This window comes from Streptomyces sp. CB03234, from assembly GCF_001905885.1.
Lineage (GTDB): Bacteria > Actinomycetota > Actinomycetes > Streptomycetales > Streptomycetaceae > Streptomyces.
In genome coordinates, this window is the sequence record NZ_LIYH01000002.1 from 1,259,581 (window position 1) to 1,272,660 (window position 13,080).

At 74.1% G+C, this 13,080-nt stretch carries 10 protein-coding genes and 1 pseudogene; 6 read left to right on the forward strand and 5 right to left on the reverse strand.

All coding sequences use genetic code 11. The annotated features are described in order from the left end of the window. Positions 1 to 4: 4 nt before the first annotated feature. Together AMK26_RS12675 and AMK26_RS12680 are read left to right on the forward strand one after the other, a co-directional pair. Complete coding sequence (locus tag AMK26_RS12675) at positions 5 to 1,612, forward strand: ABC transporter permease (protein WP_073754602.1); 1,608 nt, start codon at positions 5 to 7, stop codon at positions 1,610 to 1,612. 1 nt (position 1,613) lies between these two features. After that, complete coding sequence (locus AMK26_RS12680; RefSeq protein WP_073754603.1) at positions 1,614 to 2,630, forward strand: ABC transporter ATP-binding protein; 1,017 nt, start codon at positions 1,614 to 1,616, stop codon at positions 2,628 to 2,630. Positions 2,631 to 2,633: 3 nt separating this feature from the next. On the opposite strand, the gene AMK26_RS12685 is transcribed toward AMK26_RS12680, so the two are convergent. From AMK26_RS12685 to AMK26_RS12700, 4 genes are all read right to left on the reverse strand, one after another. Then, the gene (locus AMK26_RS12685; protein ID WP_073754604.1) at positions 2,634 to 3,830 is read right to left on the reverse strand and encodes a sensor histidine kinase; all 1,197 of its coding nucleotides are present in this window, start codon (positions 3,828 to 3,830) and stop codon (positions 2,634 to 2,636) included. Positions 3,831 to 3,867: 37 nt separating this feature from the next. Beyond that, positions 3,868 to 4,791 carry a hypothetical protein gene (locus AMK26_RS12690; protein ID WP_073754605.1) on the reverse strand — a complete coding sequence of 308 codons (924 nt, stop codon included), beginning with the start codon at positions 4,789 to 4,791 and terminating at the stop codon, positions 3,868 to 3,870. Positions 4,792 to 4,881: 90 nt separating this feature from the next. Further along, a complete protein-coding gene (locus AMK26_RS12695; protein ID WP_073754606.1) occupies positions 4,882 to 5,559 on the reverse strand; it encodes a response regulator in 678 nt (225 codons plus the stop codon). Beyond that, entirely contained in the window at positions 5,553 to 6,719 is a 1,167-nt protein-coding gene (locus tag AMK26_RS12700; protein ID WP_073754607.1) for a sensor histidine kinase, read from the reverse strand. The genes AMK26_RS12695 and AMK26_RS12700 overlap by 7 nt, the downstream gene beginning before the upstream one ends. Before the next feature lie 142 nt (positions 6,720 to 6,861). Here AMK26_RS12700 and AMK26_RS12705 point away from each other — a divergent pair, with 142 nt between their 5' ends. The 4 genes and pseudogenes from AMK26_RS12705 (at position 6,862) to AMK26_RS12720 (ending at position 11,954) form a co-directional block, all read left to right on the forward strand. Further along, positions 6,862 to 8,190 carry a hypothetical protein gene (locus AMK26_RS12705; RefSeq protein WP_073754608.1) on the forward strand — a complete coding sequence of 443 codons (1,329 nt, stop codon included), beginning with the start codon at positions 6,862 to 6,864 and terminating at the stop codon, positions 8,188 to 8,190. Then, a complete protein-coding gene (locus AMK26_RS12710; RefSeq protein WP_073754609.1) occupies positions 8,124 to 9,278 on the forward strand; it encodes a glycosyltransferase family 4 protein in 1,155 nt (384 codons plus the stop codon). The genes AMK26_RS12705 and AMK26_RS12710 overlap by 67 nt, the downstream gene beginning before the upstream one ends. Positions 9,279 to 9,292: 14 nt before the next feature. Then, positions 9,293 to 10,387: pseudogene (locus tag AMK26_RS37695) on the forward strand (carboxylate-amine ligase). Between the two features lie 10 nt (positions 10,388 to 10,397). Next, on the forward strand, positions 10,398 to 11,954 hold the full coding sequence (locus AMK26_RS12720) for an NAD(P)-binding domain-containing protein (protein ID WP_073754610.1): 1,557 nt from the start codon (positions 10,398 to 10,400) through the stop codon (positions 11,952 to 11,954). On the opposite strand, the gene AMK26_RS12725 is transcribed toward AMK26_RS12720, so the two are convergent. Then, positions 11,940 to 13,070, reverse strand: coding sequence for an LOG family protein (locus tag AMK26_RS12725; protein ID WP_073754611.1), 1,131 nt, complete (start codon positions 13,068 to 13,070; stop codon positions 11,940 to 11,942). The two genes, AMK26_RS12720 and AMK26_RS12725, sit on opposite strands and share 15 nt — an antisense overlap. Between the last annotated feature and the right edge of the window lie 10 nt (positions 13,071 to 13,080).

The following is a 13,080-nucleotide window of genomic DNA, read 5'->3' on the forward strand; positions in this document are numbered from 1 at the left end:
GCTCATGGCCCTGCCCGTGGTGTTCTTCGCCGTCTTCTTCGCCTACCCGGTCGCCGCGATCGTCGGGCGCGGGCTGAAGACGGACGACGGTGGCTGGCAGCTCGGGCGGCTCGGCGACGTGCTGGGCCGCCCGGACATCCTGGACGTGCTCTGGTTCACCACCTGGCAGGCGCTCGCCTCCACCGCGCTCACCCTGCTGATCGCGCTGCCCGGGGCGTACGTCTTCGCCCGCTTCGACTTCCCCGGCAAGGGGCTGCTGCGGGCCGTCGTCACCGTGCCGTTCGTCCTGCCGACCGTCGTCGTCGGCACCGCGTTCCTCGCCCTGCTCGGGCGGGGCGGGCTGCTCGACGAGCTGTGGGGCGTACGGCTGGACACCACCGTGTGGGCGATCCTCCTCGCGCACGTCTTCTTCAACTACGCGGTCGTCGTCCGGACCGTCGGCGGGCTGTGGGCACAGCTCGACCCGCGCCAGGAGGAGGCCGCCCGGGTGCTGGGTGCCTCGCGCTTCGGGGCGTGGCGGCGGGTGACGCTGCCGGCGCTCGCGCCCGCCGTGGCCGCCGCCGCGCTGATGGTGTTCCTCTTCACGTACACCTCCTTCGGCATCATCCAGATCCTCGGCGGGCCCGCGTACCGCACCCTGGAGGCGGAGATCTACCGGCAGACGGCGCAGCTGCTCGACCTGCCGACGGCGGCGGTGCTGACGCTGGTGCAGTTCGCCGCCGTCGGGGCGATCCTCGCCGTGCACGCCCGGACGGTACGGCGGCGGGAGACCGCGCTGAAGCTCGTCGACGCCGCGCAGACCGCGCGGCGGCCGCGCGGGGCCGGGCAGTGGGGGCTGCTCGGTGGCGTGCTGCTCACCGTGGTGCTGCTGCTCCTGCTGCCGCTCGGGGTGCTCGTCGAGCGGTCCTTCGACGGCGGGCTCGGCTACTACCGGGCGCTCCAGGACGTGGACGCGGGCGGCGGGACGTTCCTGGTGCCGCCCCTGGAGGCGATCGGGAACTCGCTGGAGTACGCCCTCGCCGCGACCGGGATCGCGCTCCTGGTCGGCGGGCTCGCCGCCGCTGCGCTGACCCGGCGCGCCGGGCGCGTCGTGCGCGGCTTCGACGCGCTGCTGATGCTGCCGCTCGGCGTGTCCGCCGTGACCGTCGGCTTCGGGTTCCTCATCGCGCTGGACGAGCCGCCGCTCGACCTGCGCTCCTCGTGGATCCTGGTGCCGCTCGCCCAGGCCCTGGTCGGCGTCCCCTTCGTCGTACGGACCATGCTGCCCGTGCTGCGCGCGGTGGACGCGCGGCTGCGCGAGGCGGCGGCCGTGCTGGGCGCGTCGCCGTGGCGGGTGTGGCGGGAGGTGGACCTGCCGCTGGTGCGGCGGGCGCTGCTGGTGGCCGCCGGGTTCGCGTTCGCCGTGTCGCTGGGCGAGTTCGGGGCGACCGTGTTCATCGCCCGCCCCGACAACCCGACCCTCCCGGTCGCGGTCGCCCGGCTCCTCGGCCGGCCCGGCGAGCTCAACTACGGCCAGGCCATGGCCCTGTCGACGATCCTGATGGTGGTGTGCGCGGTGGCGCTTCTGCTGCTCGAACGTATCCGTACCACCGAACGCTCCGGGGAGTTCTGACATGCTGCGTCTTGACGGCGTGACCGTACGCTTCGGATCGCGCGTCGCCGTGGACTCGGTGTCCCTAGACGTCGCCGACCATGAGATCGTGTGCGTCCTCGGGCCGAGCGGCAGCGGAAAGTCGACCCTGCTGCGGGTCGTGGCCGGGCTCCAGGGCGTGGACGCGGGCCGTGTGCTGCTCGACGGCGCCGACCAGGCGGGCGTGCCCGTGCACCGGCGCGGCGTCGGGCTCATGTTCCAGGACCACCAGCTGTTCCCGCAGCGGGACGTCGGCGGCAACGTCGCGTTCGGGCTGCGCATGCGCGGCGCGTCGCGGAAGGAACAGGCGGAGCGGGTCGCCGAGTTGCTGGAGCTCGTCGGGCTGCCGGGCGCCGAACGGCGGGCCGTCGCCGCGCTGTCCGGCGGCGAGCAGCAGCGCGTCGCCCTCGCGCGGGCGCTGGCGCCCCGCCCCCGGCTGCTGATGCTCGACGAACCGCTCGGCCAGCTCGACCGGGGGCTGCGCGAGCGGCTCGTCGTCGAGCTGCGGCACCTGTTCGGGCGGCTCGGTACGACGGTGCTCGCCGTCACGCACGACCAGGGCGAGGCCTTCGCGCTCGCCGACCGGGTGGTGGTGATGCGCGACGGGCGCATCGCGCAGAGCGGTACGCCGCTGGAGGTGTGGCGGCGCCCGGCGTCGGAGTTCATCGCCCGTTTCCTGGGCTTCGACAACGTGGTCGCGGCGACGGTGACCGGCGAGGCGGCCGACACCGTGTGGGGCAAGGTCCCCGTGCCGGCCGACTCCGCCCAGGGGGCGGTTCAGGTGCTGGTGCGGCCGGCGGGGGTACGGCTCGGCGACCCGGCCGACGGACTGCGGTGCACCGTCGAGGGGCGGACGTTCCGGGGGCACCACGTGGCGGTACGGCTCCGGCCGGAGACCGGGCCCCTCTTGGAGGCCGAGTGCGCGCTGCGGGACGCGCCCGAGGAGGGGGCGGTGGTGGGCGTGACGTTCGCGGCGGACGAGGTCGTGGTGCTCGGCTGAGCGTCAGCCTTCGGGCGGTTCCTCGCGGACGGCCCCCGACAGGTCCAGCACGGCGCGCGCGCCGCCGCCCTCCGGGTTGGTGAACGTCAGGCGGGCGCCCAGCACCCGCGCCTGGCCCGCGGCGATCGTCAGGCCCAGGCCCAGCCCCTTGCCCACCGCGCTGGTCTGGAACCGGCGCGGCCCGTGCGCCAGCAGGTGCTCGGGGAAACCGGCGCCCCGGTCGCGGACCCGGACGACCCCGCCCTCGACCTCCACCACGACCGGTTCGGCACCGTGCCGCAACGCGTTGCTGACCAGGTTCGTCAGGACCCGCTCCACGCGCCGCGCATCGGTCTCCAGCAGCGCGTCGGCAACGATGTCAAGGCGCACGCCGCTGTGTTCGACCGCGCGTACCGCCCGGCGGGCGAGCGCACCCAGCTCCACCAGCCGTACGTCGGCCTCCTCGCCGCCGTTGTCCAGGCGGGCCACCTCCAGGACGTCCTCCATCAGGTCCCGCATCCGCGCGACCCGCTCCTTCACCATCGACTCGGCCCTGCCGTCCGGGAGCAGCCCGGCCGCCGCGACCAGCCCGGCGACGGGCGTACGCAGCTCGTGCGCGATGTTCGCCGTCACCTCACGCTCCGCGCGCAGCCGCTCCGCCAGCGCGTCCGCCATGGTGTTCACCGCCCGGGTGAGCGTGGTGATCTCGTCCCGCCCCGACTGGGGGAGCCGGGCGTCCAGATCACCGCCGGTGATCTGCTCGGCCCGCCGCGCCGACAGCCGCAGCCGCCGGCCCAGCCGGGTGGCGAGCAGCAGGCCGATCAGGGTGGCCACCGCCGTACCCACGACACCCGCCCGGAACATGCCGGCCTGCAACTCGTCCGACAGCGGGTCCTCGAACTGCTTCAGCGCCAGGATGTCGTCGCCGACGCTCGTGGCCGCCCAGATCTGGCGGCGTTCCCCGTACGCCTGCACATAGGTGGCGCGGCGGCCGTCGAGGACGGTGCGGCGCAGCTCGTCGGGCAGGTTGGGCGGGTTGACCCTGGCCCCGAAGCGGGCCTGCCCGTCCTCCCGGTAGCCGCGCTCGGCGATACCGAGCCGTTCCATCGCCTGGTCCCGGGCCCGGTCCTCCATCAGCCGCGGTACCTGGACACCCGTCACGAGCGCGGCGAGCGCGGCGGTCGCGGTGATCGTGGCGCCTATCTTGAGCCGTAGCCCCATGTCTCATCTCCCTGCCGGGAGTCTACGAGGGCGCTGTTCAGCCGACGCGGGCGAGTTCCCCGGGCTCCTCCGGCACCGGCGCCGGGCCGCCCTCCCGGCCGCCCTCGGGCTCCCCGAACCACGCCACCGCGACCGCGCCCGCCACCGCCAGGACGAACCCCACCACGGCCAGCCACGCGAACCCCGGCCGTGACGCGTCCCCCAGCCACCACACGCCGATCATGCCCGGCAGCACCGTCTCGCCCACCACCAGCGCCGCCGTCGCCCCGTTCACCGAGCCGATCTGGAGCGCCACGGTGTGCAGGTACATCCCGCCGACCCCGGCGACGAGGATCGCGTACAGCGCCGGGTCGGACAGCAGCGCGCCCAGGTCGAACGGATCGATGCCGTTCAGTACGCGTACGCCGACCCCCAGCGCGCCGAAGCCCAGCCCGGACAGCAGACCGGCCAGGATCGCCGCCCGTGCGCCCAGCAGCCGCACGACGACCGTCCCGCCCACCATCAGCAGCAGCGACACGGCCAGCAGCCACCAGTGCGTGGAGATCGGCGTGTGCCCGCTGCCCTCCGGGCCCGCCGCCGTGGCCAGCAGCACCAGCGCCGAACACACCACACCGATCGACGTCCACTCGGCGCGGGTCAGCCGGATGCCGAGCAGCCGCACGCTCAGTACGGCGGTGACCACCAGGTTCGCGCTGATCACCGTCTGGGACAGGAACAGCGGCAGCATCCGCGCGGCCAGCGCGCCCAGCCCGAAACCGACGAAGTCGAGGATCGTACCGACGATGAACTCCCACGTCATCGCCGCCTTCGCGGTCGACGACAGGGACGGCCCGCCGTGCTGCGTCACCAGGCCGGCGGCCGCCTCGCGGCGGGCCGACTTGCGGGACCCGACGGCCTGGAGGACCGAGCCCGTGCCGTAGCAGATCGAGGCCGCGACGGCCGTCAACAGTCCTATGAGCACGTCCGGGCTCCGCTTCGTCTTGTGTGTCTTGTGCGTCTTGGGGTGACTTACGTCTGCCAGACGAGAGAACGGGCCCGGGCGTTGCCTCGGTCAGGCAGGTGTGGCGGAGTCGCGGCCGGGAAGCACCAGTCCCAGCTCGTACGCCAGGATCACCGCCTGCGCCCGGTCCCTGAGGCCCATCTTCGCGAAGAGCCGGTTGATGTGGGTCTTCACGGTGTGGTCGGTGATCGTCAGCGCCTCCGCGATCTCCGCGTTCGACAGGCCCCTCGCGATCAGCACCAGCACCTCCACCTCGCGTGCCGTCAGCCCCTCCACCGGCCGTGGCGGCAGCACCCCCGCCCGCTGGCGGGCGAACTCGGCGACCAGCCGCCGCGTCACGGTCGGCGCCAGCAGCGCGTCGCCGCGCGCGACCACCCGTACCGCGTGCAGCAACTCCGGAAACGTCGCGTCCTTCAGCAGGAAGCCGCTCGCGCCCGCCGCGAGCGCGTCGTACACGTACTCGTCCAGGTCGAAGGTGGTCAGCATCAGCACCTTCGTCGCCCCGCCGGACGCGGCGAGGATCTCGCGGGCGGCCTGGATACCGTCCTTGTGCGGCATCCGGATGTCGAGCAATGCCAGGTCCGGCCGCTGCTCGGCCGCGACCCGGACGGCCCGCTCCCCGTCCTCGGCCTCGCCGACGACCTGGATGTCCGCCTGGGTCGCGAGGAGGTTGACGAAGCCGGTGCGTACGACCGCCTGGTCGTCGGCCACGATCGCCCTGATCACCATGGGAGTTCCGCCTTCACGAGAAAGCCGCCGTCCGGGCCGGGGCCGGTGGTGACGCTCCCGCCGAGCAGCGCGGCACGTTCACGCATGCCGGTCAGGCCGTGGCCCGTGCCGTCGTGCGCGCCCGGGCCCGGGCCGTCGTCCGCGACGCGTACCGTCAGCCGGTCCGTCCCGTAGACGACGTCCACCACCGTATGGGCTCCCGGCGCGTGTCTGCGCGCGTTGGTCAGCGCCTCCTGCACGATGCGGTACGCGGACAGCTCCCAGCCGGCCGGCAACGCCACCCGCTCGCCGCGCACCTTCAGGTCCGCGCTGCCGCCCACCGCGCGGTGCTGCTCCACCAGCTCGTCCAGGCCCGCGAGCGTCGGCTGCGGGGATGTGGCCGCAGTCTTGTCGCCGGGATGTGTGCGCAACACGCCCAGCAGGCGGCGCAGTTCGGTCATCGACGAGCGGGCCGTGCCGGCGATCTGCTGGAGCGCCTCGCGTGCCTGCGGGGACAGGTCCGGGGAGGTGTACGTCGCGCTCTCCGCCTGTACGGCGATCATCGACACCGAGTGCGCGACGACGTCGTGCAGCTCCCGCGCGATCGCGGCGCGCTCGGCCTCGGCGGCCTGCCGCCGCTCCATCGCGAGCAACCGCTCCTGCGCGGCGGCCCGTTCGTTGCGCGCCTCCTCACGCGCGCGTACCGCGTCGCCCGCGCTCACCGCGGCCAGGACCACGACGGTCAGCAGCAACGTCTCCGCGTACAGGCCCGGGTCCAGCCGGTGGCCCTCGATGGGGGAGGGGTTCACCCTGGGAGTCAGATCCGCCCACTTCCGGATGTGCACCAGGTTCACGCCCAGCGACGCCAGAGCACCCGCGCCGACCAGCACCGCCGGGTGCTGCACCCGGTGGCGGCCCAGGGTGTACAGGCCCACCAGTCCGCTGATCACCGTCACCAGGTACAGGCTCGTGTCCGCGCCGAAGCCGATGAACGCGGCGGCGACCGTGACCAGCGCCGTCTCCGGCCGTGCACGGCGCCACATCAGCGAGGCGGACGAGGTCAGGACCGAGCCCGCCACCCACGGCGACCCCGGCACCAGCGCCAGCTCCACCGCTGTGCAGCCGGTGAGGGCGGCCCCGGTGACCCAGGGGTACGCGGGGCTTCTGACGAGCACGTTCATGGTCCCGATTCTCGGGGAGCGAGGGCGGGGCGCGCGTCGGAGTACGGGTTGATCCATGGCCCTCCGTCATGCCAGGGGTGGACGCGGAAGACCGGATTCACGTGTGACGTGCGGGAGTTCGGGCGTTCCTAGCCTCGATCGCATGATCGGGTGGAGCGGGACGAGGATCGTCTGGGCGGGGTCCGCGGGCGTCGCCGGTGCGCTCGCCGCGGTGTCGGACCTGGCCCCGCACCGGGTGTGGGGCGTGGCGGCGGCGCTCGGCTACGGGGCGGCGGCGATGCTCGCGGGTAGCCACCGCCGTGCGGCCGTCGGCGTCGCCCTGCTGGGGGCGGTGGCCGTGCCGCTGGTGCTGCTCGTCGCCACCGGCCGGGGCCAGCTGGAGGTGGCCGTCGTCGAACGGTCGGGCGCGCTGCTCACGGCGACCGGCGTCCCGTACGCCCGGGAGCCGGGCGGGCTCGCCGACTACAACCCTTACCTGCCGGGGATGGCGGTCCTCGGGGCGCTGCCGGGGGACCCGCGATGGTGGACGGGCGCGGTGTTCGTGGCGTCGGTGGCGGCGGTAGGGGCTTCGCCCCGGGTGGCCGGCTGGGTGGTGGCGTGCCCGCTGGTCGCCCTCCCGCTGGCCGTGGGCGGCGTCGACCTGCCCGTCGCCGGCCTCATGTGCCTGGGCCTCACACTCGCGGGGCGGGGCCGGGCGGGGCGCGCGGGGCTCGCCCTCGGCGCGGCGGCTGCGCTGAAGTGGACGGCGTGGCCGGCGGTGCTGGTGGCGTTGGCGCTGCTGGTGGCGGTTGGGCGGCGCCCTTGCCGGGTTGGGCTCGGTCGGTGGGGCGAGTGCGGGCACGCGGTGGCGGCGGTCACGGCCGGTGGGTGGTGGCGGGGCCCCTCCGGGCTCACTTCCTCGAGGCCGGCGGCCTTGGGTACGACAAAGGGAGCCCGCCCCTTGCCGCCAACCTCTGCGGGGGCGACCCTGCACGGCCCCGCCCCGGTCGTACGCCGTCCGTCGGCCGGTGGGTGGCTCCGGCCCGTGCTGCGGTGCCTGGGTGCGGCCGCGGGGGTGGTGGGGGCGGTCAGTCTGCCGGTGCTGGTGAATCCCGGGGCTTTCTACCAGCACGTCGTCGCCTTTCCGCTCGGCCTGACCGGCACCGAGTCGCCCGCCGCCAGCCCCTTCCCGGGACGGCTGCTGGCCGCGTACGTGCCCGGCGGCGCCGTTGTCGCGGGGGTGCTGCTGGGGGTGAGTGCCGTGTTGGTCGCCGTCTCGCTGGCTGTGCGGCCGCCCTCGACCGTGCGGGCGGCCGCCCGGCGGCTCGCGCTCGGGCTGACGCTCGCGATCGCGTTCATGCCCGCCTCCCGGTTCGGCTACCTCGTCATCCCGTTCGTCCTGCTCACCTGCCTCAGGGAGACCCCATGCACCGTACGCTCGTCGTCACCAACGACTTCCCGCCCCGGCAGGGCGGCATCGAGACGTTCGTGAAGGCCATGACGGACCGTTTCCCGCCCGGCGGGGTCGTCGTCCACACGTCGGCGGAGGCGGGCGGCGCCGTGCACGACGCGGGCCTGCCGTACCCGGTCGTCCGGGACCGCACCCGGATGCTGCTGCCCACGCCGCGCGTGACCGCCCGGGCCGTGGCGCTTGCCCGGGAGTACGGCTGCGACAGCGTGTGGTTCGGGGCCGCCGCCCCGCTCGGGCTGATGGGCGGCCGGCTGCGGCGGGAGGCCGGGGTGCGGCGGCTGGTCGCCACGACGCACGGCCACGAGGTGTGGTGGGCCCGTACGCCCGGCGCCCGGGCCGTGTTCCGGCGCATAGGTGCGGGGGTGGACGTCGTCACGTACCTGGGCGCGAGCACCCGCGCGCCCATCGGCGCGGCGCTCGGGCCGGACGTGCGGATGGCGCGGCTCGTGCCCGGCGTGGACGCCGGTGTGTTCCGGCCCGGCCTCGATGCCGGGCCGGTGCGCCGCCGGTACGGTCTCGGTGACGCGCCCGTCGTCCTGTGCGCCGCCCGCCTGGTGGCCCGCAAGGGCCAGGACATCCTGATACGCGCCCTGCCAGCGGTGCGTGAGCGTGTCCCCGGCGTCCGGCTGCTGCTGGTGGGTTCGGGTCCGTACGAGAGCCGTCTGCGCCGCCTGACCGCCGAGCACGGGGTGACGGGCGCGGTGGTCTTCGCGGGTGGGCAGGCGCACGCCGAGCTGCCGTCCTTCTACGCCGCCGCCGACGTCTTCGCGATGCCGTGCAGAAGCCGGAAGCGCGGTCTGGAGGTGGAGGGCCTCGGCATCGTGTACCTGGAGGCGGCCGCGGCCGGCCTGCCGGCCCTCGTGGGCGACTCGGGCGGCGCGCCCGACGCCGTACGGGACGGTGAGACCGGCCATGTCGTCGACGGCCGGGATGCGGAGGCGGTCACCGAGCGGCTCGTTGAGCTGCTGCGGGACCGTCAGTTGGCGCGGGTCATGGGGGCGAAGGGGCGGAACTGGGTGCGTGAGGAGTGGAGCTGGGACCGTACGTACGACACGCTCCTCGGCCTCCTGGATGCCGGCGGCCGTTCGCTGTCATCGTGGGCCGGGTGACGAGCACCCTCAAGATGGGCGTCGAGGAGGAGTTGCTGCTGGTCGACGGGGCGGCGCTGACGGCCGCCCCGGCCGCACCGGCCGTGCTGGAGCGCTGCGCGGCAGAAGCCCCCGGCCGGGTCTCCGCCGAGATCACCACGTTCCAGGTGGAGACGAAGAGCGCCCCGCACGTCCATGCACGGGAACTGCACGACGAGTTGCTCTCCCTGCGGCGCATGGTCGCCCGGTGCGCGGCGCCGGACGGTCTGCGGGTCGCCGCCTCGGGGTTGCCCGTACTCGGTGACGTCGTCCCCCCGCCCATCACGGAGGGCGAACGGTTCGCCCGGGGCATGGACACCTACCGTGCGCTCCACGACGACATGTCGATGTGTGCCTTCCAAGTACACGTCGACATCCCCGACCTGGCCCGCGCCCTGGACGTCGGCAACCGGCTGCGCCCCTAGCTGCCGGTACTGCTCGCCGTGTCGGCCAACTCGCCGTTCTACGGGGGACGCGACACCGGTTACGCCAGTTGGCGTGCGCTCGCCTGGGGGCGGTGGCCCGTGGCGGGGCCACCGCCGTACCTGCGTTCGCCCGCGCACTACGAGGAAGTCCTCGGCGTGCTGGGGGAATCGGGCGCGCTGGTGGATCCCGCGACCGTCTTCTGGGACGTGCGCCCGGCCGCGCGCCGGCCCACGGTCGAGGTGCGCGTGGCCGACATGACCGGCACGGCGGCCGAATCGGCGGTGCTGGCGGCACTCATCCGTGCCCTGGTCGCCGTGTCCTTGAGGGAGGCGGAGCGGGGCGAACCCGCGCCCGCCCCTTCGGCGGAGGTGCTGCGTGCCGCGTACTGGCGGGCGGCCCGCGACGGGCTGGAGGGCATGGCCCTGGACGTGGTCTCCGGGAAGGCGGTACGGGGGGCCGTACTGGCGGAGCGGATGGTCGCGCACGCCCGTCCGGCGCTCGAGCGGTACGGGGACACCCTCCTGGTCGAGTCGGGGATGCGGCGGCTGCTCGAGTACGGCTGCGGGGCGGCCCGCCAGCGTGCGGCGGCCGCCCGGGCGGGCACGCTCGCCGGTGCCGTACGCCATCTGGCAGAGCAGACGTGCGCGCCCGGCCCGCCCGGATGATGATGGGTGGATGGCGAGCCCATCCGGTGAACGCCACCGCTATGTGGTGCTCGGCGCCGGACCCGCGGGCCTGCAACTGGGCTGCTTCCTCCAGGAGGCCGGCGCCGACCATGTGGTGCTGGAACGGGAGGACGCCCCGGGCGGGTTCTTCCGGCGCTTCCCCCGGCACCGGCGCCTGATCTCCCTCAACAAGGTGCACACCCTCGACCAAGACCCGGAAACACGGCTGCGCTGGGACTGGAACTCGCTGCTGTCCCCCGCGTCACAGCCGCTGTTCGCCGACTACAGCACCGAATGGTTCCCGCACGCCGATGCGATGACCGCCTACCTGCGGGACTTCCAGCGAGCGCATGTCCCCCGGGTGCGGTTCGGCACCGACGTGAGACGGATCAGCCGCCATGGCCCCGGCTTCCGGCTGGACACCGCTGACGGGCGTCTGTTCACCTGCGACTGCCTGATCGTGGCCACGGGCTGGGGCCGTCCGTACATTCCCGGGATCGACGGCATCGAACACGCGCTGGGTTACGAGTCCGCGCCGCTCGCCCCCGAGGCGTACCGGGGCAAACGGGTGCTGGTCATCGGCAAGGGCAACTCCGCGTTCGAGACCGCCACCCCGCTGCTCGGCCACGCCGCCCTCGTCCACCTCGCCTCACCGCACCCCACCCGCCTCGCCTGGCACAGCAAGCACGCCGGGGATGTGCGCGGGCAGTACGGGGCGCTGCTCGACAGCTACTGGTTCAAGACACTGCACAGCGTCCTGGAGTGCGAGATCGACGAGATCCGCCCGGAGGGCGACACATACCGCGTGGCCGTCTCCTACACCCTCGCCGAGGGGGAGCGAGAGCTGCTGGAGTACGACACCGTCATCCGCTGCACCGGCTTCCGCATGGACGACTCGCTGTTCGCCGCCGACTGCCGGCCCCGGCTCGCCCCCCACGGACGCTTTCCCGCCACCGGCCCCGACTGGCAGTCGGTCGACGTCGGCGGGCTGTACTTCGCCGGGACGCTGGCCCAGGCCCGCGACTTCCGGCACGCCGCCTCACCGTTCATCGACGGCTTCCGCTACAACCTGCGCACCCTCTCGCGCCTCCTGGCCGAACGGTACGAAGGACGCGCCCTGCGGTACGGAGTCGTCGACGGCCACCCCGACCGCCTCGCCGACACGATGCTGGACCGGGCCAACCGGTCCTCCGCCCTGTGGACCCAGTTCGAGTACCTCGTCGACGTGTTCGTGCCTGACGAGGAGCGGAGGCGGGTCCGGCACTACGAGGACCTGCCGGAGGACTACGCCGTCGCCCGCTTCGGCGACCGGGACCACTTCTACACACTGGGCCTGCGCTGGGGGCGCCACGACCACGCCGACATCTTCGCGATCCGCCGCAGCCCGGTGCCCGAGCGGGCCCACGAGTCGGAGTTCCTCCACCCGGTGATCCGCCGCTACCGCCGGCGCGACGTCGCGGCCGAACGCCACCTGCTGGAGGACCTGTGTGCCCAGTGGCGCCGCCCGGACCGCCATGTGGAGCCGCTGCGCGCCTTCCTGCGCGAGTGCCCGCTACGGAGCCGATAGCCGCCGCAGCGCCTCCGGGGCCTCGTCCACGCTGTCGACGAGGGCGATACGCGGCTCCATGGAGCGGCCTCGGGCGAGGGCCTGCAGGAGGGGCCAGGCGGGCAGGTGCTCGGTCCAGTGGGTGCGGTTGACCAGGACCATGGGGGTCGGTTCGCCGCGCGACTCGTAGTAGTTGGGGGTCGCGTTGTCGAAGATCTCCTGGACGGTGCCGGCGGCGCCCGGGAGGAAGACCACGCCCGCGGTGCAGCGGGCCAGCAGGCCGTCCTCGCGGGTGGCGTTAGCGAAGTACTTCGCCGTGTGGGAAGCGAAGGCGTTCGGCGGCTCGTGGCCGTAGAACCAGGTGGGGATGCCGACCGAGTCGCCGCCCCCCGGCCAGCGGGACCGCACCTCGAACGCCACCCGCGCCCAGTCGCCCACGGACGGCGCGAACGACGGCTCCTTGCCGAGCAGCAGCAGCGCCTCCTCCAGCATGGCGTCGTCATGGGGCGCGGCGTACGCGCCCAGGTTGGCCGCCTCCATGGCGCCGGGCCCGCCGCCCGTCGCGACGGTCATCCCGGCACGGGCGAGGCTCCGGCCGAGGCGGGCGGCACCGGCGTACGCGTCCGTGCCGCGTGCCATGGCGTGTCCGCCCATCACGCCGACCACGCGGGCGCCGGCGAGGTGCTCGTCCAGCGCGTCGGAGACCGCGTCGTCGTGCACGGCCCGCAGCATCGACGCGAAGATGTCGCCGTCGGCCTTGGTGCGCTGGAACCAGGCGTACGTGAGCGCGTCCGGCGTCCGCTCGTAGCCGTGCTCGGTGAGGCCCGCGAACAGCTCGTCGGGGGAGTACAGCAGCCCCCGGTACGGATCGAACGGCACATCCGGTACGGGCGGGAAGACGAGCGCCCCGTCGGCCCGCACCTTCGCGGCCGCGTCCGGCTCCATGGGGCAGCCCAGGAAGACGGCGCCCGTCGTCGGGAGGGAGAGCAACGCGCCCGTACGGGCTGTCAGGTCCACCGACTGGAGGCGGTGGCCGACGAGACTGCCGCGCGCGGCGACCCCGTCGAACTCCTGGAGCGTTTCGATCTCGCGGTCGTGGCCGTGCCGAGGGGCGTGCGGCCGAGGGGTGTGCGCCATGCCGCCACGA

Coding starts and splice junctions, on each gene's coding strand:
- AMK26_RS12675 (WP_073754602.1), top strand. CDS start 5: ATGGCCCTGCCCGTGGTGTTCTTCGCCGTCTTCTTCGCCTACCCGGTC.
- AMK26_RS12680 (WP_073754603.1), top strand. CDS start 1,614: ATGCTGCGTCTTGACGGCGTGACCGTACGCTTCGGATCGCGCGTCGCC.
- AMK26_RS12685 (WP_073754604.1), bottom strand. CDS start 3,830: ATGGGGCTACGGCTCAAGATAGGCGCCACGATCACCGCGACCGCCGCG.
- AMK26_RS12695 (WP_073754606.1), bottom strand. CDS start 5,559: ATGGTGATCAGGGCGATCGTGGCCGACGACCAGGCGGTCGTACGCACC.
- AMK26_RS12700 (WP_073754607.1), bottom strand. CDS start 6,719: ATGAACGTGCTCGTCAGAAGCCCCGCGTACCCCTGGGTCACCGGGGCC.
- AMK26_RS12705 (WP_073754608.1), top strand. CDS start 6,862: ATGATCGGGTGGAGCGGGACGAGGATCGTCTGGGCGGGGTCCGCGGGC.
- AMK26_RS12710 (WP_073754609.1), top strand. CDS start 8,124: ATGCACCGTACGCTCGTCGTCACCAACGACTTCCCGCCCCGGCAGGGC.
- AMK26_RS12720 (WP_073754610.1), top strand. CDS start 10,398: ATGGCGAGCCCATCCGGTGAACGCCACCGCTATGTGGTGCTCGGCGCC.
- AMK26_RS12725 (WP_073754611.1), bottom strand. CDS start 13,070: ATGGCGCACACCCCTCGGCCGCACGCCCCTCGGCACGGCCACGACCGC.